Origin of the sequence: Tannerella forsythia, assembly GCF_001006485.1 — a bacterium.
Lineage (GTDB): Bacteria > Bacteroidota > Bacteroidia > Bacteroidales > Tannerellaceae > Tannerella > Tannerella forsythia.
Window position 1 is genome coordinate 264,562 of record NZ_JUET01000058.1, and the last position, 21,353, is coordinate 285,914.

Genomic DNA, 21,353 nt, shown 5'->3' on the forward strand with positions numbered 1-21,353 from the left:
GGTTATGCCTTTGCGGGCGTTGAGGTGTTTAGTTGTTTAGTTGTTTAGTTGTTGGCTGACAGCTGAATACTGACCGCTAACGATTATGTCAGGCTTACAGCCCTCTAACCAAAGTATGGGCATGGATCCCCCACCCTACGGGATGGGGCTGAAATATATCGGGCTTGCAGCCCTTTCGGGTAATGGTTATGCGTGTTATACGCCGAATCATGTACTCGGAATGACAATTAACGATTAAAAAACAGCCCTGAAAGGGTGTGTTAATTCAGCCCGATGGGTAGCGAAGGGAAGCGTAGGGAAAAAAGGTACCCTCTCGGCAGAGGGCTGAAAGCCTGAATTAAATTGTTTTTTGTTTGATGGTTTAAGAATATAGGGGCGAACAAAACGTGAATTAATTTTGTTTTGGGGATGATATAATAAGGATAATATTTACTTTTGCATTTTCTTCCCCAAAGAGGATGGACTTATGACTGATAAAGAACAATTGACTCAACTGACAAGCCATATCCGGAAGTTAGTCGAACTGACCGAACAGATGCACGAGACGGAAATCTATCCGGTTTCTTTTTTTAGCGAGTCTTTTGATTTGATATATAAGATACAGGACCGTCTCCATGCGATGGAGATGGGGCAGATCGAACTGTTTGATCAAAAGATACGGGAACATCAGGCGCAGATCTCATCGGTCGATCGACCGGTAAGACGAACGGCAGTCGGTCTCATGGAGGCGATTCATCCTCCGATACTTGCCACCGACGAACGATCATCTGCCCCGTCTGTCCCACCCGTTCCGGTAAGCCGTAACACAGCCCCTCCGGTAGCGTCTTCTTCTTTCCGCGAAAAGGCGGAAACATCATTGAACGACAAGATGGAAAAGGCTAAACTGACCGATCTGCGCAAGGCTTTTACACTGAACGACCGGTTCCGTTTCTGTCGCGAACTGTTCGGAGGGGACGAACAGCAGATGAATCGTGTAATCAGCGAGTTGAATGAAACGGCTTCGTACGGACAAGCGCTCGTCCTTTTGAAGAACGTGACCGACTGGGACTTTGAAAACGATTCGGTGATCGACTTTCTCAAACTCGTGGAGCGTCGGTTTCTGTAAAAGCGTCGCACCACATGGCCAAATTGTATATCGTACCTACTCCGGTCGGAAACCTCGAAGATATGACGTTTCGTGCGGTGCGGATTCTCAAAGAGGCCGACCTGATTCTGGCCGAAGATACGCGAACGAGCAGCGTCTTACTCAAACATTACGAGATACGGAACCGGGTACAGTCACATCACAAGTTCAACGAACACCGGACGGTGAAAGAGATTGTCGAACGGGTGATAGCTGGCGAAAACATCGCGTTGATCTCCGATGCGGGCACACCGGGCATCTCCGATCCGGGCTTCCTGCTCGTGCGCGAATGCATTCGTCAAGGTGCGGAGGTGGAATGTCTGCCGGGAGCCACAGCTTTCGTGCCGGCACTTGTGGTATCGGGACTGCCGACCGACCGCTTTTGCTTCGAAGGATTCCTGCCGCCGAAGAAAGGACGACAGACGCGTCTGCGTGCACTGGCCGCCGAAGAACGGAGCATCGTCCTCTACGAATCTCCCTACCGGATTCTTAAAACATTGACGCAATTGGCTGAATTCTTCGGAAAAGAACGGCGGGCTTCCCTTTCGCGCGAACTCTCGAAACGTTTCGAGGAGACATGCCGGGGAACAATCGAAGAACTGATTTCTTACTTTTCCGTGAACGAACCGAAAGGGGAATTTGTTATAATAGTGTCCGGCGCCGGAGCGTCGGACAAAGAAAATGAACATAACGTATAATTATTTATTCAACTCAAAATGAAAAAAGTTATATTATTTATCATTAGTGCAATGATATGGACTTCGTGTGTGGAGAATTCGGCCGAGTACAAGAAGCTGAAAAGTGAAAACGAGATGCTCAAAGCCGAAAAGGCGCAGAGTACGACCGAACTGAACGAAATGCTCTCGACGTTGAACGATATCCAGACCGATATTCAGGCGATTCGGGATGCCGAAAACTATTTGGCCATCGAGCAGTCGGACGGAGAGATGAATCCGAACAAAAAAGAGCAGATCAAGCAAAATATGCGTCTGATTGCCGAGACACTGAAGAACAATAAGACGCAACTGAGCGAATTGCAGGAGAAACTGAAGAAAAGCAACATCCAGTCATCGGCCTTGCAGAAAACAATCGACCGGCTCTCGTCCGAACTGAATCAGAAAGCGACGATGATCGCTGCCTTGCAGGAAGACTTGGCCAAGAAGGATATCCGGATTCAGGAATTGGATGAACTTGTGACGAGCCTGAACGAAAACGTAGAGAACCTGTCTGTAACCACAGCTGCACAATCGCAGAAAATTACCGAACAGGACCAACAGTTGCACAGAGCCTACTACTGCTTCGGCACGAAAAAAGAACTCAAAGAGCAGCAGATCCTCACGGGAGGCGGCCTCTTCTCCAAGAGTAAGGCGTTGCAGGGAAACTTCAATGAAGATTACTTTATCCCGATCGATACGCGCGAAGTAACGTCCATACAATTGTATGCCCGCAAAGCAACCGTGCGTTCCAATCACCCCGACCGCTCCTACAAGTTAGAGAAAGACGGCGATGGCAACTTAGTGCTGAACATCCTCGATCCGCAAGTCTTCTGGAGCCTGAGCAAGCATCTGGTGGTGGAAGTAGGATGAGAACAGGCTACAAATCCCTGTTTTTCGATTTGGACGACACCTTGTGGGATACGTACCACAACAACAAAGAATGTCTCGAAGAAATCTATGTCGATTATCGATTCGACCGGCATTATGATTCCTTCGAGATGTTCTTTGGTCGCTATATGCCTCATAACCTGAAACTCTGGGAGCAATACCGGAATCATGAAATAGACCGCCGGACATTGATCCTCGAACGACTGCTATACATGCTTCGACCGATGGGGATAGACGATGTGGACTTCACGCTCAAACTGAACCGTGACTTTTTAGAACGTACCACCCGAAAAACGAGCCTCATCCCCGGCGCCATCGAACTGCTCGAATACTTGCGCCCTTTTTATCGCATGTTCATCGTGTCCAATGGATTCAGGGAAGTACAACAACTAAAGATGGAGAACTCGGGACTTGCGCCGTACTTCGAACGGCTGATCCTCTCGGAAGACGTGGGAATCCAGAAACCACATCGGGAGATTTTCGATTATGCCCTCCGCTGTACGAACTCGCGACGCCATGAGTCGCTCATGATCGGCGACAGCTGGGAGGCCGATATCGAAGGAAGCTACCAGTCGAAAATCGATCAACTTTGGTTTAACCCCGAACGTTTGCCGGCACATGGGTTCATACCCACATTTAATGTATGTTCACTATCTGAAATACAGGACCTTTTGTAGGTCGACCGTGTTCACTAAAAAGACTTTATCAGACGATGTGTTTATTAAATAATGCTAAATATAGGCCGATTTGTTATGTTGTAAAACATGTTTCCGGAAAATATGCGTATCTTTGCATCGTGATTTTAATAGAAAAAGAAATGATGAAAATGATTGTAAACAAACAAAACTTGCGTGAATTGGCCATGTTACAATATCAGGCCGATAAGTATCGCTTGGCCGGCAATGGATTTATGTGTCAGCATTTGAATTCCCAGATCCGCAAATTGCAGGAAAAACTGATGCCGGTAGAAGGGAATTGATGGGGAACGTCCTCGTCCCGCCCGTCGTACAGAGAGGACAAATTGTTATATATTCAAGTATTACCGCAGCGGAATATCTCCGCTGCCATTCAGCGATGAAGGGTTTGAATTCGGAATGTGCCGGATGACGAATCCTTTTTTATTTTCATCCTTTCGCCCCTCTTTGTATGCGAGAATCGATATTATCATGTACATTTGCTTTCTGAAATAAGGATATGAAACCAACGTCTCCTCTTCTTCGTCCCATGATGTTTGCCGGCACCGGAAGCGATGTCGGGAAAAGTGTGATTGCGGCCGCTTTCTGCCGGATATTCCTGCAGGACGGATATCGTCCGGCTCCTTTTAAAGCACAGAATATGGCACTCAACTCGTTCGTGACGGCCGACGGGCTGGAGCTCGGACGCGCGCAGGCCGTACAGGCCGAAGCCGCCGGCATACCGTGCCATACGGATATGAACCCGCTCCTGCTCAAACCGTCGGGCGACTGCACCTCTCAGGTCGTGTTGCACGGACGCCCCACCGGCAATCAGGATGCACGATCGTACTTCCGCAAAGAAGGACGTGCGGAGCTGGAGCGTGAGGTACACCTGGCCTACGATCGTTTGGCCGCACAGTATAACCCGATCGTGATGGAGGGAGCAGGGAGCATCTCGGAGCTGAACTTGCGACAAGTCGATCTCGTAAACCTCCCGATGGCCCGGTATGCCGATGCGGCCGTCATCCTCGTGGCCGATATTGACCGGGGCGGCGTGTTTGCAAGCGTGTACGGCTCCGTCATGCTGCAGAGCGAGGAAGACCGGCGCCGTATCAAAGGCATCCTGATCAATAAGTTTCGGGGCGATATGAGCCTCTTCGCCGATGGTGCGAAAATGATCGAAGAGTTGTGCGGCATCCCCGTCGTAGGTATTGTGCCTTATTTCAACGATATCCATATCGAAGAGGAAGACAGCGTCGTGCTGCGCACGAAAAAACGCGAATCCGAAGAAGGAAAGATCAATGTGGCCGTCGTCCTGTTGCGGCATCTGAGTAACTTTACCGATTTCGACACGCTCGAACGTGATTCGCGCGTACATTTATTTTATACGAATAATACGGACGAACTCCGCAAGACCGATATCATCCTGCTTCCCGGCACGAAGAATACGCTTTCCGATCTCTCCGAACTGCGCCGCAACGGCGTGGCGCAGGCCATTGTCCGCGCCCATCGCAACGGCACGACGGTGATGGGCATCTGCGGCGGCTATCAGATGATGGGGCTCGAGGTGTGCGACCCCGATCATGTCGAAGGCGATATCGAACGATTGCCCGGCCTCGGCCTGCTGCCCGTAATGACCCGGCTCACGAAAGAGAAGACGACGAGACAGGTCGTGTTCCGCATGACCGACGATGATCGCGAATGTCGCGGATACGAAGTGCACATGGGAGAGACGACGCCCGAGTCTCAGGCCAAGGTCGAGCCGCTGACCCGTTCCGAGACGGGGGATAACGGATGTCTTTCCGGTCGTCGATGCATGGGGACGTATATCCACGGGATCCTCGACAATGCCGCGGCCATCGATTTTCTGCTCGAGCCGTTTGTCGATAAGGCTGCAGCCCGTACGACGTTCGATCACGCAACGTTCAAGAACGAGCAGTACGACAGGCTTGCCGCTCACGTGCGCCGACACGTCGATATGGAGCGGATTTACGCCATCATGAGGAGAGAGGAGTAAACCGCAGCCATCACCCCGACGGTCACGATCTCTGCACGGCTTGCGATGGCGACCGAGCGGCACATGTCGTCCGTCGTCAGTTCGCGCGGGTTCGCACCGATATACGGTTTCTCGACACGCTTCCCAAAATAATCGTGCGCCCCGCCAAAACGGCAGTCGAGGATTCCCGCCAGCGCCGCCTCGGGATAACCTGCGTTTGGACTTAAGTGTTGTCGGCCGTATTTTTTGACGAAAGAGAAAAGGGAAAACCTTCCGCTGACGAGAATCATCAGTGCGGCCGTCAGTCGTGCGGGAATAAAATTGGCCGCATCGTCGATACGTGCAGCCACACGTCCGAACAAGTCGTACCGTTCGTTTCGGTAACCGATCATCGAATCGAGCGTATTGACCATTTTATAGGCAACCATTCCCGGCACGCCGAGCAGCATGTACCAGAACAACGGAGCGATAACGCCGTCGCTCAGGTTTTCGGCTAACGTTTCCAGCGCCGCGGCACGTACCTCCTGAGCCGAGAGGGAAGAAGTATCGCGTCCGACGATACGGGCGACCTGCCGTCGTCCTTCTTCGACCGAGCCGTCGCAGGCGCGAAACACTTCGCGTACTTCGCGAATCAGCGTCGTGCCTGCCAAACAATAGAAGACGAGCACCGAAGCAACGGCGATACCGGCCCACGCATTCAGGCAGAACACACCGTGCACGATCGACCATGCGACACCATACGCCGACAGGATCAGCCCGACAGCGAGGAACGCCCCTTTCATCGCACGACGCTTCCCGCGGTTCAGAGACCCTTCGCCCCACGCGATCAGTCGTCCGAAGCCTACGATCGGGTGCGGTAACCGCAACGGATCGCCGAACGCCTTATCGAGCATCCAGCCGGCGATAAGAGGGATCAGGAGAAAGCAGCTTGTCGCCATTCGTCGAGTGCGTGAATGAGCCGGTCATTATCTTCGGGCGTCTGCGTCGCGATGCGGATGAAAGTCTCGTCAAGCCCTTCAAAGTTCGAGGCGTCGCGTATCAAGATACCGTGCGTATCGAGCAGGTATTTTTTCAGCGCGGGCGCGTTCCCGGTCCGTAGCCGGGCGAGGAAAAAGTGGGTATCCGTAGGCCAGATGTCTGCGATCTTCAGTACGGACAGCGCGTCGATCAGGCGCTTCGTCTCGCTCAGCAGCTCTTCGATAGACGGTTGCAGCAGTGGGGTATGCTCCAGAAAATACTCCCCGGCCTCGATGGCCAGCGCATTGACCGACCATGGCATACGCTGTGCGCGTATCCGGTCGGACAGCCTCCGGCAGGCGGTAAGGCATCCTAACCGTAGTCCCGGCACAGCATAGCGCTTCGTGGCCGAATGCAGCAAAATCACTTGTGGCGTGGCGGCGGCTTCGGCGGCGGTGAACAGCGGCTCGCAAGTAAAGGGGGCGTAGCTCTGGTCGATGACGAAACAAACCGACGGATGCGCCTCGATCAGCTTCGAGAGTAAATGTTTTGTATGCGCTTCGCCTGTCGGGTTGTTCGGATTGCACAACCAGACAAGGTCTGCCCGGTCGTCAATACCCTCGGCGGTAAAGATCGCCTTGACTGTGTGTCCGTGTATCCGGCAGGCGTCGGCATATTCGCTGAACGTCGGTTGCCAGACGTAACTGCGGGCGTGCCGAAAGGCCTGCGCAATAAGGTAAATTGCCTCGGTTGCGCCGTTCGTCACACACACCTCACCGGGATGCAGACCATGCGCGGAAGCCCACTTGGCCTCAAGCGTAAGAGGCTCCGGTTCGGGATAGCTCGACAGCCGATCCATCCGCGCCGTAAGATGTTCCCGCAGCCCCGATAAATCTGTAGCTCCGAAAATATTTGAACTAAAATTACTTTTGACTGCCTGTGGGCAGTTATACATGTCGTCTCCGTGTCCGTGTAGCATAATTGACCGATAAAAATCAGAGGACAAAAGTAAGAAATTTTGCCTGTCGCATAGGACTGTTATGTCTCGAAATACGTACCTTTGCGAAAATTAATCAAAAAAGAGAAAGATGAAAAAAGTAATCAACACCAATCAGGCGCCTGCGGCCATCGGACCGTATAGTCAGGCCGTTCAGGCAGGCAATCTGCTGTTTGTCTCCGGACAGTTAGGCTTAGACCCGTCGACGGGCGAATTTGTGGAAGGAGGCGTCAAGGCGCAGGCGCAGCAATTGTTCAAGAACATGAAAGCCATTCTGGCCGAGGCCGGATATACGATGGCGGACATTGTGAAAACAACCGTTTTCCTGGCTGACATGAGCGACTTTGCAGTCGTTAACGAAGTGTATGCCGCACAGTTCGAAGGCGGCTATCCCGCACGCTCGGCCGTTGCCATCAAGACCTTGCCGAAGGACGGACTGGTAGAGGTCGAAGTGATCGCCGCGAAATAATCGCGTAGCAGTAGATAGACAGGCTGAAATTCTGAGCGACGTGATGTCTGTTCGGGCGGTCAGCCTTTTCTTTTTTGGGTCTGTGTTGAATCGTGTGGGTAACCCATAGATCAGCATTCGGAAAAAAGTTGTATAATTGCATTCATGGATACGAACATGTTATTCTCTATTGGTTTGAATTTGTCTTTTCCCTGGAAAGTGGTTAAGAGTGAGTTTCGTTTGCTTGATGAGAGCAATATCCGCGAGCTTCATATTTGGATTGACTTTGAGTACGGCTCCCGGTTCATCTCTTCTAAGGGAACCTTACTTTCCCCTCACGACACGGTTGACAAGCAGTGGCGTCATCTGAATTTCTTTGAGCATCCATGCTATTTGCATGCTTGTGTTCCTCGATTGAAGACCGATGTTTCCTCAATAGAGATGGTACAGGTTCCCTGGGCACGGCATAACTCGGGCTTTACGATGCTTTTCGAGGCGTTTGCGATGGCTCTTATAGAAGAAGAGACTCCTGTCAACTCTGTTGCTAAGACAGTAAAGGAATATCCCAAGCGTATATGGACCATATTCCGTCATTGGATAAGCAAAGGCAAGCGTAATCTCAACTTGTGCGGAGTGAGGCGTATAGGCGTGGATGAAACCTCTCGCAGGAAAGGACATTCATACATCACTCAGTTTGTTGACCTTGACACCAGAGAGACGATATTCGTCTGTCCGGGCAAGGATTCAGATACATTCAAGAGGTTTTCCCAATGGCTCATAGAGCATGATGGAGATCCTTCGCTTATAGAGGTGGTTGCTATGGACATGTCCAATGCTTTCACCTCCGGCTGCATGACGTATTTCCCTCAAGCACATATTGTATATGACAAGTTCCACATAGTACAGGACACCAACAAGAGACTTGATGAGGTGCGCAAGGCAGAAGTGGGTGAGAAGAAACTGCTGAAAGGGCATCGGTTTACACTGCTGCATCTTCGGAAGAACCTGCCGGAAGGAAGGTTGCAAGAGCTTGATACGATATTGCTCACCTACCCATCTCTTGGAAAAGCCTATAGCCTCAAGGAAGGACTCGTTGATATACTTCATGCCGCCACTGCCAAATCTCAAGGAGCATGGGAAGACTTTCTCAAATGGATGGAGATGGCTGAGCAGTCTCTGCATTGGAACCGTTCAGAAAACTGGTGGCAACGTTCAAGGGGCATCTGTTCGGCATAAAGACATTCTTTGAGCAGGGAACTATCACAAATGGGGTATTGGAAAGTCTTAACTCTAAAGTACAATTGGCCAAAAGAAGAGCTAGAGGATACGCAAATGTGAATAACTTTATGGATATGGTATACTACATAAACGGAGGAAGGAATTTCCATTACCCACTCAAATCAACATAGAGCCTCTTTTTTTTATCGTTCGAAAAATGAGGGGCTCTTTGGGGACTTTGCACAATAAAGAAAGAAGAACGGAGTTTATATAGGTACGAATTTGATTTGATGTATATATGAAGATTTTTAGCAAAAGCAGCCTGATGCTGCTGATCATAAGTATGATGACCGCCTCGGTATATGCGGAAGACGACAAGTACCAGCAATTCAGCCCGATTCATACGGCCATTCCGTCGCTTTCGATTGCGCCTGACGCTCGCGGAGGAAGTATGGGCGATAACGGGGCGGCTACGCTTCCGGATATCAACTCGCAATTCTGGAACGCTTCGAAGTATGCGTTTATGGAAAGCAAGGCGGGAGTGGCCATCTCTTATACGCCGTGGCTGCGTAAGTTAGTCAGAGATGTCTATATGGCGCATGCTGCGGGATATTATAAACCGGGACAGAACGATCGATCGGCTATCGGCGCCTCGCTCCGTTACTTTTCGCTCGGCGCCATCCCTCTCACCGATTACGTCGGCAAGGAGTTGATGAATATCAATCCGTATGAGATGGCGTTCGACTTAAGTTACGGGATGAAGCTCTCGGATGCCTACTCGATGGCTGTCTCCCTGCGTTATATCCGTTCCGATCTGGGCGCCGACGCCGAACAAGACATGCAGGCTGCCAATGCCGTAGCCGTCGATGTGTCCGGCTATATGGAGAAGTATGTGTACCTTGGAGAAAGCGAGAGCCTTTGGAGCTTGGGATATAATATCTCGAATATCGGTTCCAAAGTGTCGTTCAACGGAGGAGCCAAACAGTTCTTCCTGCCTGCAAACCTGAAAATCGGTACGGGGCTGCTTTATCCGATCGACGAATACAATCAGTTCGGGGTTTACCTTGACTTGAATAAATACCTTGTCCCAACCGTACCCCAAAAGAAAGAAGGAGAGAGTGACGAGGCGTACAGCCAGAGACAGAAGGATTATAATGACATGAATTCGTTGTCGGGCGTGTTCAAGTCGTTCTCCGATGCACCGGGCGGATTCAATGAGGAATTGCAGGAGATCAACGTCTCGCTTGGCGCCGAATACAGCTATAACAACCAGTTCTTTGTGCGTGGCGGTTATTACTACGAAAACGCCATGAAAGGGAATCGCCAGTATTTTTCGATGGGAGCCGGCTTCAAAATGAACGTATTTCAACTCGATGCCGCTTATCTGATCAGTACCGTACAGAACAACCCGCTCGATCAGACGTTGCGCTTCTCCCTTTCGTTCGATATGGACGGATTGAAAAGCCTTTTTGAATAATCCTCAACCTGCAATGGTTTGAAAGCTATGCGTATCGGATTCGGATATGATGTACACGCGCTGGCCGAAGGGCGCGAACTGTGGCTCGGTGGCGTACGTATCGAACACAGCACAGGATTGCTGGGACACAGCGATGCCGACGTGCTGATTCACGCCGTCTGTGACGCCCTGCTCGGCGCGGCCAATATGCGCGATATCGGTTATCACTTCCCCGACCATGCGGGCGAATACAAAGACATCGACAGTAAAATCCTGCTTCGTCGTACCATGGAGTTGCTGCGCGAAGCCGGTTATGAACTGGGCAATATCGACGCGACAATCGCCGCGGAGCAGCCGAAACTCAACCCGCATATCCCCACTATGCAACAGACCATGGCCGACGTGATGGGGGTCGCACCCGATGCCCTCTCCATCAAGGCGACGACATCGGAAAAATTAGGCTTCGTAGGGCGATGTGAAGGGATTGCAGCTTATGCCGTAGCCCTGATCACCCGCAAAGCGTAGAAATCCTTATTCTTGGGCAGAAGAAGGGTATCGTTTGCCCCAGAGACGCTTCATGCGCTCGATCAGTTTATCTTCGGCGGCGTTAGGTTGCCCTTCCCAGATACGTGTGCGAAGCAGCTCGTCGGGCAGGAAATCCTGTTTGACGAAATTCCCTTCGTAGTCGTGCGCGTACTTATAGTTTTTTCCGTAATCAAGTTCTTTCATCAGGCTCGTCGGAGCGTTGCGCAAATGGAGCGGAACCGGCAGGTTGCCCGTTTCATGGACGAGCGCCAGCGCCTTATCGATGGCTAAGTAAGCCGAGTTACTCTTTGCACTGCAAGCCAGGTAGACGGTTGTCTCGGCTAGTATGATGCGTCCTTCGGGCCAACCGATTTTTTTGAGCGCGTCGAAGCATGCATTGGCCAGCAGCAATGCGTTGGGATTAGCCAACCCGATGTCTTCGGCCGCAGAAATCAGCAGACGGCGGGCAATAAATTCGGGATCTTCGCCCCCGGCCACCATGCGCGCCAGCCAGTAGAGAGCGGCATCCGGATCGCTGCCGCGGATCGATTTGATAAACGCCGAAATAATATCGTAATGCATCTCTCCCCCTTTGTCGTAAGCGGCAGGATTTTCCTGAAGACGCTCCACGACTTTTTGATCCGTAATCTCGATCGTATGGCCGTCTTCCTCAGCCGATACAATAAGCTCGAGGATATTCAGCAGCTTGCGCGCGTCGCCACCGGAGTAACGGATGAGGGCAGCCGTTTCACGGAGGACGATGTTTTTTTCTTTGAGGACGATATCGTCCGTAATGGCGCGATTCAGAAGCGTCAGCAGGTCGTCTTCGTCCAATGGTTTGAGTACGTAGACCTGACATCGCGAAAGGAGCGGGCGGATCACCTCGAACGACGGATTCTCCGTCGTGGCACCGATCAGTGTGACGACCCCCGTCTCGACCGCGTTCAGAAGTGAGTCTTGCTGCGACTTGCTGAAACGATGGATCTCATCGATAAACAGGATGGGGGAGACGGTTGTCTGAAACAACGGATGGCTTCCCGCTTTTTCGATCACTTCCCGCACGTCTTTCACTCCCGAGCTGATCGCACTGAGCGTATAAAAAGGTGCTTCAAGACGCTTGGCAATGATCTTGGCCAGCGTCGTCTTGCCGACACCTGGCGGTCCCCAAAGAATAAACGAGGGCACACGTCCGGCTTCGATCATCCGTCGTAGCGCCGCACGTTCGCCCGTCAGGTGCTTCTGACCGATGTATTCGTCGAGCGTCGTGGGACGTAACCGTTCTGCTAAAGGCTGGCTCATGGCACAAAGATAGGAAAATTAATGGGAAAAGGGAGAGAAAGCAATCGGTAATCAGCCATGAACAAAATCTTTTTCTTACATTTGAATAAAAAAAGTTATGACTATCAATTTAAACTGTAAAATTTGTTTTTCTTGATTTATTTGTCACCTTTGCAGTGAAAACCGTGTTAAATACATTTTGGGAGTATGAGCAAAATAAATATTTACTCGTTCTTGTGTCTTTTCTTGTTTATCGGCACATATGCTGATGAAAGAAAATGGGATATGTTTCATCCGTCGGGAGATAATGTCATACAGCTGTCGGCAAGTACGGTTGCTGTGTCGGGTATTGAAGAGGCGGATGATAAACCGCCGCAAACTTCTTTTTTGCGTTTGAGTACGATGCATGCGAATCCGGATGAAGAACGATTTCATCACTACGGAAGACAATACAGCGTCTTGGTAAAGAAGAACAGACAAAATTTTGTTTGGGGATTGATTATGACGATTGTTGTTTTAATTTTTGCGATGATCGTTATAAAAGTTTCTTTAATAAATCGTCGGTTAAATCATATTCATGTAAAATATATTGAGCGACACCAACGATTGCGAGAATGGCTGAAAGAATTAAAGAAATGTGAAAGGCGAGCCCGAAAACGTTTGCGTGAAATAGAAGAACAAATGAAACGGCAACAGATGGAAAATGAGGTCGTATATGAACCGATTTTATCGAAATTCCATCATTCCGGAGAGTGGAGACCGACAGAGGAGGATTGGAAGGCACTTGCGCAAATCATCGATAAAACGTATAACGGGTTTACTTATCGGTTGAAAGTGACCGCTCCGTCTCTTGAAGAGCGTGATATCAGAGCCTGTTTGTTGCTTAAAATCGGAGTTAGAAGAAAAAATATGGCGCCTTTACTTTTTATGACGGAATCCGGTGTGTCCATGCATCACGTTCGATTATATAAAAAGATAACCGGTCAAAAAACAAAATCATCGATCTCTTTACGTGATTTTATACGTGACTTTTAAAGTGATGTCGACTGTCACAAAAAAATCACACTTCCCCGGGAGGCAAATGTGACGTTTTTGTGACGTTTTTTTCTTGTTGAGAGAATGATGCAGGATTAAATTTGCAGAAAATTGATCAATCATTAAAAGTAAAAAGATGAAAAAGATTCTTGGTATTACGTTTTTATGTGTGTTTTCTTCAACATTATTCGCACAGTTGAAAGTTTCGCGTGACGGAAAGGTGAGTATTGGAATCACTCAGGCACCGGTTTCTAATTTTGTCGTAGGCTCACCGGGCTATCCTCATATTCGAAATGTATTTGAGAGTGACATGGTAACGATGTTTATCAATGGTCATGGGAAGAGCCCTTATCATCTAAACTATTGGGGTACGGCGCTTATGGTCAGAAATGCGGTTTCGTCTGATCGTGGAGATATAGGGATTGATTGTGGCGTATCAAGTCCTTCTTCATCAAATTCAGGCCGAGCGATTGGAATTATCGGTACAGCCTCCAATGCAACCCCCGGTTATAATTATGGAGTGATCGGTAATCTGCACGGGAGCAATAATGGTACGGGAGTTTTGGGAACAATCGGTACCCTTCGAGGTATTTATATTGACGGGAAATATGCCGGATATTTCAATGGTAATGTAAAAGTTACGGGAACGATTATCGGTACGGTAACAGGTAATTCGGATATTCGTTATAAACAAAACATAGAAGAAATTGGTAGTAATGGTATAGTTTCTGCTTTGGGAAAGCCTCAGTATTCCGTTTTAGATAAGATCACCGCTCTCCGTCCGATCTCATACAATTATAAACAAGTTTATTTTGAACCACAAAGTGATACCTTGAGATCGAGTAGGCGAGGCTTATTTGATGAGCGTTCTCTGATGTTCCGGAAAAAACATTTTGGGTTGGCCGCTCAAGAGTTGCAAAAAATATATCCCGAGTTGGTTTATGAAGAAGATAACGGTTATTTATCGGTTAATTACATTGAGATCATCCCTCTTCTGATACAATCCATTAAAGAATTAAAGGCAGAAGTGGATCGTTTGTCATCCGGTTCCATACGATTAAAGTCTGCCATGTCATCCGACGAGATCGCGAACGTTTCTAATGCCATGCTATATCAAAACACTCCCAATCCATTTACGGACCATACGGAGATCAGATTTTCATTACCTGAAAATGTGGGTAGCGCTTCCATTTGTATTTTCAATATGCAAGGTCATATGGTGAACCAAATATCCATAAACAGTCATCAGCATTCAATTATTCTTGATGGGCTTAAATTAGGGCCGGGCATGTATCTGTATTCTCTGATTGCAGAGGGGAAACTTGTTGATACGAAGCGGATGATTTTAACGAAATAGTCGCGCGAAAGTGATAAGATCATGAAAATAAGGGTATTTATAAGAAAGTGTACATTCTTTATTTCTTTGATGTTTATTGTTTGTCGATTATCGGCACAGCAAAATCAAAAAAAAGAAATAGAAAAGGATCGTACGATGGAACAAGAGGCGGACAGCAGTTCAACTCTCACACAGCTCAGGTCGTGTGTTAACAGTTTCATCCATCAAACGATTTCATCTTCCCAGACCGTATATGGCTGTAGTAATTTAACAGTTAGTGATGTGAGGGTGTTGAGTGGGGGGAATTTATCTCTTATGGCGCCGGGTGAAATAATTATCAATGGAGTTTTTGATGTGATGAAAGGAGGGGTACTGAATGTTGGTACTGCAGTAAATCCTCCTCCTCCCCCACAGCCTACACCTTCAACTTTTCAATACTTGTATGATGCATCCGGTAATCGAGTTGCTCGTCGTCTTGGTTCTGTGAAAAGAACCGAAGATGAACATAACAGATGAAAGACATGTTGAAATAAATTTATAAAAAACTTTTCATTCGTTGATTTTATCAGATTGAATATGAGAATAATAAATATATCCATAGAGATAATATGTACCTGCCTTATCATTGGAGTGACAGGCTATGCACAGAAGACAAATGTTTATGCGGCAGGGAACGAGGCTTCTTCGGACAATTATGATCCATCCGGATATCGTATATGGGGAAACTATCGCAATGAGACAAGTGATGCCAATGAGTTAGACGCTCGGCAACTACCCTCCTTCTATTACAAGATATTAAAAAACAGGTTAGAAAACAACTATTCACCGGAAGAGAAAAGAACCTTTGCACCTGCACCCTTGTCAAGAGGTATGGCTGTCGGTTCAACAGCCGGTATGGCTGAAATTACTCTCACGGGAGCCGCTAATTATAGTGTTCCGATCGAAGTTCCGGAGGGTATTGCCGGATTTAAGCCTGAGGTATCCGTTCGGTATAGTAGTCAATCGGGGGTCGGTTTATTGGGATACGGGTGGAATTTGTCGGCATTTTCCGTCATATCACGCAGTGGTAAGACATTCTATCATGATGGGATGTCAAAAGCTCCTGCGTTATCGTATGAAGATAACGTGATGTTGGACGGACAAAGGCTGATGTTGATTTCCGGGCAGAATCTGATGAACGGAGCTAAATACAGGCTGGAAAATGATCCGACGATAGATATTACGTATAAGATGATCGGTTCATTCCAGGGATTTACAGTAAGAAGTAAGGATGGAACAATAAGAGAATTCGGTGTTACTTCAGATTCAAACATCGAAACTTCGGATGGTACTGCTTTGTTTTGGCTGTTATCTCGAGTGATTGATAAACAAGGAAATGTAATCTCTTATCAATATGAAGAAGTAATAAACAACGGAGAGTTTTATCTAAATCGTATAGAATATGCATCCGGACGCAGTATTCGGTTTTCATACGAAACAAGAAAAGATAAGCAAACAGGATATTATGCAGGAGCGGTATTAAACAGCAACAAAATTCTGAAAAATATATCTACCTATATCGGTCAGATGCAGTTTAAGCAATATCAGTTTAATTATAATACGTACGAGAACGGTCTTTATACCCAGCTGACGGAAATTATTGAAAGCGGACAAAATGGCCAGAGATATAATCCGACCCGCATATATTATGGTTATCCGGATCCATATAAAAATGAGGATATTGTTACTTTGTCGGAACATCGAAAAGGAAATAAGCCGCTGTTTGCCGATTTTAACGGCGATGGACGTATGGATTTTCTGTCGTATCCGGAAGAATTATCGGATAATCCGAAAGAAGATGTAGCCACCTTGTTTTTATCGCTTCACGGACTTGGCGGAACGTATTTTGCCAAGAAATGTACGATCCCGATGCGTGCTTTCGGAGAATTTCGATATTTTATGTTGGCAGACGTGAACGGCGATAAGAAGATGGATGTCATTCATGTTTCCAGAGCGGATAATGGAACGGAACGCTATAACTATTATGTGTTTGACGGAGAGAAGCTCGTGTATCAATATAAGGGTTTTAATACACATGGAGACGAAGCATTTGTCGGAGATTTTGATGGGGATGGGAGGCATGATATTTTAATTAAAAACAATTCGAAGGTGTATGATGGCGAAGGACGTGAGATTGCCTCGGGAGGCATTACCGACTGGGGATCGGATTATATTAAGTATTACTATCCGAACAGTAGATATATATGTGATTTGAATGGAAACGGAAAGTCGGAATTATTAGTCATCGACAAGCATGGAGCTAAAGTTTATGAGTTGAATGAACGGCAGTTTGTGGAATTGCCGGAATTCAGGACCTCCCTGATAAAAAATTACTATTTCCCTTATTTCGGCGACTTTAACGGAGATGGTAAAACGGATGTCTTGATACAGCGATGGCACCAGGGAGATTATGACGATGTAAGTATCCTTTTTTCAACCGGGAAAGGATATGTAAAACAGGATGTTTTAAATGCGGATATTCGGGCTAAAGTATTTGTGGCAGATTTTAACAAAGATGGGAAATCGGATATTTTTCATATGGAGATCGTAAATAATGCTGTCAGAATGAAGGTGGGGATTTTTCACGGAAATGGCTTTCATACCACTTATCACTCATCGAATTTACGACTTGAAGATGTCTATTTATCATATAATAATATCGAATATGATAATTATCTGTTTCAAGTAGCTGATTTTGATGGGGATGGCAGTTCGGAGTTCTGTTGTGCCCGTCATATGAATGCTTACATTATCAGGTCTTTTTCCGATCCTCAGAATCTGCTTGTGGAAACAATCTCGGATGGATTAGGTGCATATACTTCATTTCAATATGCCCCGATAACAAGTAATTCCGTTTGTACCGTCACGGGAAATAACGAAGCTTTTCCCGTAACCGACAGTCGATTCCCTCTATATGTAGTCAGCAATATCACACAGAGTACGGGAGGGTATTCCGAAACGACAAGATATCGATATAAAGACCCTCGTAGCCATATGCAGGGAAAAGGATTTCTGGGATTCGGCGAAGTGGAATCGATAGATGATAATAAAGACCGAAAAGTAATTACTACATACGGATACGAGAAGGATTATTTTTATCCTTTTATTAAGGAACAGAAGATCATGACACGTTCCGGGATGAAAATTTCTACTTCGGTGTATGAAAATTCATATGTCTATAATGGTTCCAAACGAGTTGTCCCCTATGTGCGGAAAAGTACAACCACCGATCATCTGACAGGAGTAGTGAAGACTGCTGAATGCACTCAAATCGATACATGGGCTAACCCGTTAAGCATTGTTACACGCCATGGAAATGATGTGACTGAAACGGTCACCGCATCTTATATTAACCGTGAAGCAGAGAACCTGTGGATAATCGGTCTGCCTCAATCTGTAGAAAAGAGAGTAACCAAGGGAACGGGAACATGGATAGACAAGCAGGTATTTACGTATAATGCCGGATATTTGCCCCAGAAAATAGTCAATTTTACAGGGGATGGGAACAAACAGACATCAGAAGATGTTTTTGATTATGACAGATACGGAAATATGATTACGCATTCGACACGTGCCTATGCATCGCCTCATGTATTGACAACCAGGACGGAATACTCGTCCGACGGTCTGTATATGCTTAGAACCATCGACCCGTTGTCGAGAGTCACGACTCATACCTACAATTCGTCGGGGCAGCTTGCTTCAACAAAAGATTTTCTGAATACTACGACTGCGTATGAATATGATGGTATGGGAAGATTGGTAAAAACCGTCTATCCGGATCAAACCCAGTCGTCGGTTGTTTATTCATGGGAAAATGCTGTTGTAAACAGCGTGTATGGCATGACGGAGACGCTCACGGGAAAACCGGAACGAAAAATATATTTCGATGCCTTCGGAAGAAAAGTAAGAGAGTGCATCCGGCAAACGGATGGACAAGACGTATGTACGGATACGAAATATGACAATGCCGGCCGTGTCTCCCAGGAATCATTGCCTTTTAAAGGAGGTGCCGCTTCAAAATGGAATACTTATGGATACGACGGCTACGGCCGACTTTCCCAACAGACCCATGCTTCCGGAAAAACGACGACTTATACGTATGCCGGAAACAGTATTACGGAAACAAAAAACGGGATATCTCATAAAAGTGTCTATAATGCAATGGGTGAACAGGTCAGTGTTACGGATCCTGCCGGTACCATTACTTATACGTTGCGTCCCGATGGCCAGCCGGTAACGATCACAGCTCCGGGAAATGTTAAAACAACCTTTTCTTATGACGCTTACGGGCGACAGACAGCCATACATGATCCGAGCGCCGGTAATCGCACCTTCGCTTACGATGCTTCAGGCAATCTTCAACGCGAAACGGATGCCGACAATCGTGTCAAGACGATGAGTTATGACGTATATGGGAGGCTTACGTCGAAGGTGTTACCCGAGTTTACTACTTCGTATGCATATAACGGCTATGGACAACTGACGACGGAGACTTCAAACAACGGAATATCATCCGTATACGAATATGACAGTTACGGAAGATTGGCCAAAGAGCGCAATAATGTCCCCGACGGTAAATGGCTTGAAAAAACATATACGTATGCCGCAGGGAATCTTGCGTCTGTTCGTTACGCATCACAGTCGGGGGCTATCGGTACGGAAGCATATACCTACTCGCATGGCCATATGAACGGTATCCGCTGGGGAAGCAGCCCTGTATGGACACTCAATGCGGAAAATCCGTTCAGCCAGCCTTTGTCGGTTACGACAGGGCCGGTAACGCGTACTTATACGTACGATGTCTATGGGATTCCGACGGGCCGGACCGCTCAATCGACAGCCGGGGGTACGTTCTTGAATTCCACCTATGGTTTTGATGCGGCGAGGGGGAATCTGACTTATCGGAAAGATAACCGGAGGAACAAACAGGAAAACTTTACGTACGACAATCTGAATCGTCTGAAAACGTATGGAGGCATCGTTATGGATTATGACCCGAAAGGGAATATTACGAAAAAAGGCGATGTGGGTACATTTCATTATCAGACGCCGTATAAGCCGTACGCCCTCTCCGGTGCGGATATAGGCACAAATAAAGTAATCCCTCCGAGAGAGCAGACGATAAGATATACTTCATTTGATCGACCGTCCGTCATTACCGAAAACGGCTACGAAGCCTCGTTTATATATAATGCCTCGGGCGATCGCCAAAAGATGACGGTAAAGAAAGGGGGTAAACCGTTCTATACGCGTTACTACCTTGGCGGCCGTTACGAAACGGACGTTATGGGGAATTCTCAAAAGCACCGGCTTTATATCGGTGGGGACGCTTATACGGCTCCGGCCGTGTATATGAATACGGGAAACGGTTGGGCGCTTTATTATATCTGTCGCGATTATCTTGGTAATATGACTCATCTTGTAGCGAGCAACGGTACGGTTGTTCAGGAGCTGAGTTATGATGCGTGGGGACGTTTGCGTAATCCGGAGACGCATGCCGTCTATCTTCCCGACAACGAGACGGAATTAATGCTTGGTCGCGGTTATACGGGTCATGAACATCTTTCGATGTTCGGGTTGATCAATATGAACGCCCGTTTATATGATCCCGTTCTCGGCCGCTTTCTTAGTCCCGACCCATACGTGCAGATGCCGGACTTCACCCAAAGCTTCAACCGGTACTCGTATTGTTTAAACAATCCGCTGGTGTATGTGGATCAAGATGGAGAAATAGCCTGGTTCGTCCCTGTTATTGTGGGGGCAGTGATAGGTGCTTATAGTGGAGGGGTTATTGCTAACGAAGGTCAATATAACCCTGTAAAATGGGATTACAACTCAGGTAAAACTTGGGGCTACATGCTTGGTGGTGCTGTTGTAGGCGGTATAAGTGGTTCTCTCGGTTGGGCAGTCTCAATTTCGGGTATGCCAATGGCAAACACAGCGGGAATAATATCTGCTTCGTTTGTAAATTCTGTTGGCACGCATATTTACACAGGAGGGCAAACACCAGTTTCAATGAGTTTAGGTGTTGCCTCTTATGATTTTACGAATGGTTCTTTTGGTCATCTCGGCAAAAAAGGCAACAAGTGGTATGAAAACTTGGGATATGGATTAGGGGCAATGGCGAATTTGAGTGATATATTAATTGGCTTTAAACCTCAAAAAGTTGATTTGGTTACTGAAAATTCAGATGCGATAGGTCATTCTGCTATTGTCAAACACGATACAAGAACAGGCATCAAGGGCAAAACAGATATAAATGGATTAATATCAGTGGGACCTGATAGAGTTAGTCAACCAGATGGTTCGTGGCACTGGATGAAAGGAACTAATAAATGGTCAACTTATTCAGCAAAAGAGAACTCAAGATGGATGCAATCACTTGATGTTAATTATAATACAATTAATCGCTATTCTAATTGGCTTAACAAAATGGAAAATACGGGTAAACTTGTGTATAGTTTAGAACTAAGTAGCTGTGTGACTCACACGTCATTAGCACTTAATGCGTCAGGCGTTTTTAATATAGGTATACACCCGTATTTACTTCATGCTCAAATGTATTTATGGGGTAACGGAATTAGACCTTGGTCTTTTAATCATTTTTTTAATCGTTAGTTATGTACTCAATGAAAAAATGTATCGTATCTCTATGTTTTTTGTT

General features: G+C 47.2%; 18 protein-coding genes and 1 pseudogene. 15 read left to right on the forward strand and 4 right to left on the reverse strand.

Going from position 1 to position 21,353, the window contains the following annotated elements:
- Nucleotides 1–115 precede the first annotated feature (115 nt).
- The 6 genes from Tanf_RS15765 (at nucleotide 116) to Tanf_RS15245 (ending at nucleotide 3,706) form a co-directional block, all read left to right on the forward strand.
- Nucleotides 116–238: a hypothetical protein gene (locus Tanf_RS15765; RefSeq protein WP_262509271.1), complete on the forward strand. Its 123-nt coding sequence runs from the start codon at nucleotides 116–118 to the stop codon at nucleotides 236–238.
- Nucleotides 239–466: 228 nt separating this feature from the next.
- A complete protein-coding gene (locus tag Tanf_RS04155; protein WP_046824993.1) occupies nucleotides 467–1,105 on the forward strand; it encodes a DUF8457 domain-containing protein in 639 nt (212 codons plus the stop codon).
- Between the two features lie 14 nt (nucleotides 1,106–1,119).
- Nucleotides 1,120–1,821 (forward strand): 16S rRNA (cytidine(1402)-2'-O)-methyltransferase, encoded by a 702-nt coding sequence (gene rsmI, locus Tanf_RS04160; protein WP_014225174.1) that lies wholly within the window; start codon nucleotides 1,120–1,122, stop codon nucleotides 1,819–1,821.
- Nucleotides 1,822–1,839: 18 nt separating this feature from the next.
- Entirely contained in the window at nucleotides 1,840–2,709 is an 870-nt protein-coding gene (locus Tanf_RS04165; RefSeq protein WP_014225175.1) for a Cbp1 family collagen-binding glycoprotein adhesin, read from the forward strand.
- Nucleotides 2,706–3,404, forward strand: a complete 699-nt coding sequence (locus Tanf_RS04170; protein ID WP_014225176.1) for a YjjG family noncanonical pyrimidine nucleotidase — start codon at nucleotides 2,706–2,708, stop codon at nucleotides 3,402–3,404. Before Tanf_RS04165 ends, Tanf_RS04170 begins: the two co-directional genes overlap by 4 nt.
- A 140-nt stretch (nucleotides 3,405–3,544) precedes the next feature.
- Nucleotides 3,545–3,706 carry a hypothetical protein gene (locus tag Tanf_RS15245; protein WP_155642431.1) on the forward strand — a complete coding sequence of 54 codons (162 nt, stop codon included), beginning with the start codon at nucleotides 3,545–3,547 and terminating at the stop codon, nucleotides 3,704–3,706.
- A 60-nt stretch (nucleotides 3,707–3,766) separates the two neighbouring features.
- Here Tanf_RS15245 and Tanf_RS15770 read toward each other — a convergent pair whose 3' ends face one another.
- Nucleotides 3,767–3,895: a hypothetical protein gene (locus Tanf_RS15770; protein WP_014225178.1), complete on the reverse strand. Its 129-nt coding sequence runs from the start codon at nucleotides 3,893–3,895 to the stop codon at nucleotides 3,767–3,769.
- A 26-nt stretch (nucleotides 3,896–3,921) separates the two neighbouring features.
- Between Tanf_RS15770 and Tanf_RS04175 the strand changes: the two genes are divergently transcribed.
- Nucleotides 3,922–5,418 (forward strand): cobyric acid synthase, encoded by a 1,497-nt coding sequence (locus tag Tanf_RS04175; protein WP_046824994.1) that lies wholly within the window; start codon nucleotides 3,922–3,924, stop codon nucleotides 5,416–5,418.
- Here the strand turns inward: Tanf_RS04175 and cbiB are convergent.
- Together cbiB and Tanf_RS04185 are read right to left on the reverse strand one after the other, a co-directional pair.
- Nucleotides 5,391–6,335, reverse strand: a complete 945-nt coding sequence (cbiB, locus tag Tanf_RS04180) for an adenosylcobinamide-phosphate synthase CbiB (protein ID WP_014225180.1) — start codon at nucleotides 6,333–6,335, stop codon at nucleotides 5,391–5,393. The genes Tanf_RS04175 and cbiB overlap by 28 nt on opposite strands.
- Nucleotides 6,311–7,333, reverse strand: coding sequence for a threonine-phosphate decarboxylase (locus Tanf_RS04185; protein WP_014225181.1), 1,023 nt, complete (start codon nucleotides 7,331–7,333; stop codon nucleotides 6,311–6,313). Before Tanf_RS04185 ends, cbiB begins: the two co-directional genes overlap by 25 nt.
- 109 nt (nucleotides 7,334–7,442) lie before the next feature.
- Here Tanf_RS04185 and Tanf_RS04190 point away from each other — a divergent pair, with 109 nt between their 5' ends.
- The 4 genes and pseudogenes from Tanf_RS04190 (at nucleotide 7,443) to ispF (ending at nucleotide 10,998) form a co-directional block, all read left to right on the forward strand.
- The gene (locus Tanf_RS04190; RefSeq protein ID WP_014225182.1) at nucleotides 7,443–7,820 is read left to right on the forward strand and encodes a RidA family protein; all 378 of its coding nucleotides are present in this window, start codon (nucleotides 7,443–7,445) and stop codon (nucleotides 7,818–7,820) included.
- 144 nt (nucleotides 7,821–7,964) lie between these two features.
- Nucleotides 7,965–9,208: pseudogene (locus Tanf_RS04195) on the forward strand (ISL3 family transposase).
- 107 nt (nucleotides 9,209–9,315) lie between these two features.
- A complete protein-coding gene (porV, locus tag Tanf_RS04200) occupies nucleotides 9,316–10,494 on the forward strand; it encodes a type IX secretion system outer membrane channel protein PorV (protein WP_041590792.1) in 1,179 nt (392 codons plus the stop codon).
- A gap of 27 nt (nucleotides 10,495–10,521) precedes the next feature.
- Nucleotides 10,522–10,998, forward strand: a complete 477-nt coding sequence (gene ispF, locus Tanf_RS04205; protein WP_046824995.1) for a 2-C-methyl-D-erythritol 2,4-cyclodiphosphate synthase — start codon at nucleotides 10,522–10,524, stop codon at nucleotides 10,996–10,998.
- 6 nt (nucleotides 10,999–11,004) lie between these two features.
- On the opposite strand, the gene Tanf_RS04210 is transcribed toward ispF, so the two are convergent.
- Nucleotides 11,005–12,297, reverse strand: coding sequence for a replication-associated recombination protein A (locus Tanf_RS04210; RefSeq protein ID WP_046824996.1), 1,293 nt, complete (start codon nucleotides 12,295–12,297; stop codon nucleotides 11,005–11,007).
- Between the two features lie 225 nt (nucleotides 12,298–12,522).
- Here Tanf_RS04210 and Tanf_RS04215 point away from each other — a divergent pair, with 225 nt between their 5' ends.
- From Tanf_RS04215 to Tanf_RS04230, 4 genes are all read left to right on the forward strand, one after another.
- A complete protein-coding gene (locus Tanf_RS04215) occupies nucleotides 12,523–13,311 on the forward strand; it encodes a hypothetical protein (protein WP_140230697.1) in 789 nt (262 codons plus the stop codon).
- 136 nt (nucleotides 13,312–13,447) lie between these two features.
- Nucleotides 13,448–14,668 carry a tail fiber domain-containing protein gene (locus tag Tanf_RS04220; RefSeq protein WP_046824998.1) on the forward strand — a complete coding sequence of 407 codons (1,221 nt, stop codon included), beginning with the start codon at nucleotides 13,448–13,450 and terminating at the stop codon, nucleotides 14,666–14,668.
- 21 nt (nucleotides 14,669–14,689) lie between these two features.
- Nucleotides 14,690–15,163, forward strand: a complete 474-nt coding sequence (locus Tanf_RS04225) for a hypothetical protein (protein WP_140230698.1) — start codon at nucleotides 14,690–14,692, stop codon at nucleotides 15,161–15,163.
- A gap of 60 nt (nucleotides 15,164–15,223) precedes the next feature.
- The gene (locus tag Tanf_RS04230; RefSeq protein ID WP_080948544.1) at nucleotides 15,224–21,307 is read left to right on the forward strand and encodes an FG-GAP-like repeat-containing protein; all 6,084 of its coding nucleotides are present in this window, start codon (nucleotides 15,224–15,226) and stop codon (nucleotides 21,305–21,307) included.
- Nucleotides 21,308–21,353 lie beyond the last annotated feature (46 nt).

Bases quoted from the DNA above. Each gene is read 5' to 3' on its own strand.
- Tanf_RS04190 (WP_014225182.1), top strand. From the start codon at position 7,443: ATGAAAAAAGTAATCAACACCAATCAGGCGCCTGCGGCCATCGGACCG.
- Tanf_RS04220 (WP_046824998.1), top strand. From the start codon at position 13,448: ATGAAAAAGATTCTTGGTATTACGTTTTTATGTGTGTTTTCTTCAACA.
- Tanf_RS15245 (WP_155642431.1), top strand. From the start codon at position 3,545: ATGATGAAAATGATTGTAAACAAACAAAACTTGCGTGAATTGGCCATG.
- cbiB (WP_014225180.1), bottom strand. From the start codon at position 6,335: ATGGCGACAAGCTGCTTTCTCCTGATCCCTCTTATCGCCGGCTGGATG.
- Tanf_RS04185 (WP_014225181.1), bottom strand. From the start codon at position 7,333: ATGCTACACGGACACGGAGACGACATGTATAACTGCCCACAGGCAGTC.
- Tanf_RS04155 (WP_046824993.1), top strand. From the start codon at position 467: ATGACTGATAAAGAACAATTGACTCAACTGACAAGCCATATCCGGAAG.
- ispF (WP_046824995.1), top strand. From the start codon at position 10,522: ATGCGTATCGGATTCGGATATGATGTACACGCGCTGGCCGAAGGGCGC.
- rsmI (WP_014225174.1), top strand. From the start codon at position 1,120: ATGGCCAAATTGTATATCGTACCTACTCCGGTCGGAAACCTCGAAGAT.
- Tanf_RS04230 (WP_080948544.1), top strand. From the start codon at position 15,224: ATGAGAATAATAAATATATCCATAGAGATAATATGTACCTGCCTTATC.
- Tanf_RS04175 (WP_046824994.1), top strand. From the start codon at position 3,922: ATGAAACCAACGTCTCCTCTTCTTCGTCCCATGATGTTTGCCGGCACC.
- Tanf_RS15765 (WP_262509271.1), top strand. From the start codon at position 116: ATGGGCATGGATCCCCCACCCTACGGGATGGGGCTGAAATATATCGGG.
- Tanf_RS04210 (WP_046824996.1), bottom strand. From the start codon at position 12,297: ATGAGCCAGCCTTTAGCAGAACGGTTACGTCCCACGACGCTCGACGAA.
- Tanf_RS04225 (WP_140230698.1), top strand. From the start codon at position 14,690: ATGAAAATAAGGGTATTTATAAGAAAGTGTACATTCTTTATTTCTTTG.
- Tanf_RS15770 (WP_014225178.1), bottom strand. From the start codon at position 3,895: ATGATAATATCGATTCTCGCATACAAAGAGGGGCGAAAGGATGAAAAT.
- porV (WP_041590792.1), top strand. From the start codon at position 9,316: ATGAAGATTTTTAGCAAAAGCAGCCTGATGCTGCTGATCATAAGTATG.
- Tanf_RS04170 (WP_014225176.1), top strand. From the start codon at position 2,706: ATGAGAACAGGCTACAAATCCCTGTTTTTCGATTTGGACGACACCTTG.
- Tanf_RS04165 (WP_014225175.1), top strand. From the start codon at position 1,840: ATGAAAAAAGTTATATTATTTATCATTAGTGCAATGATATGGACTTCG.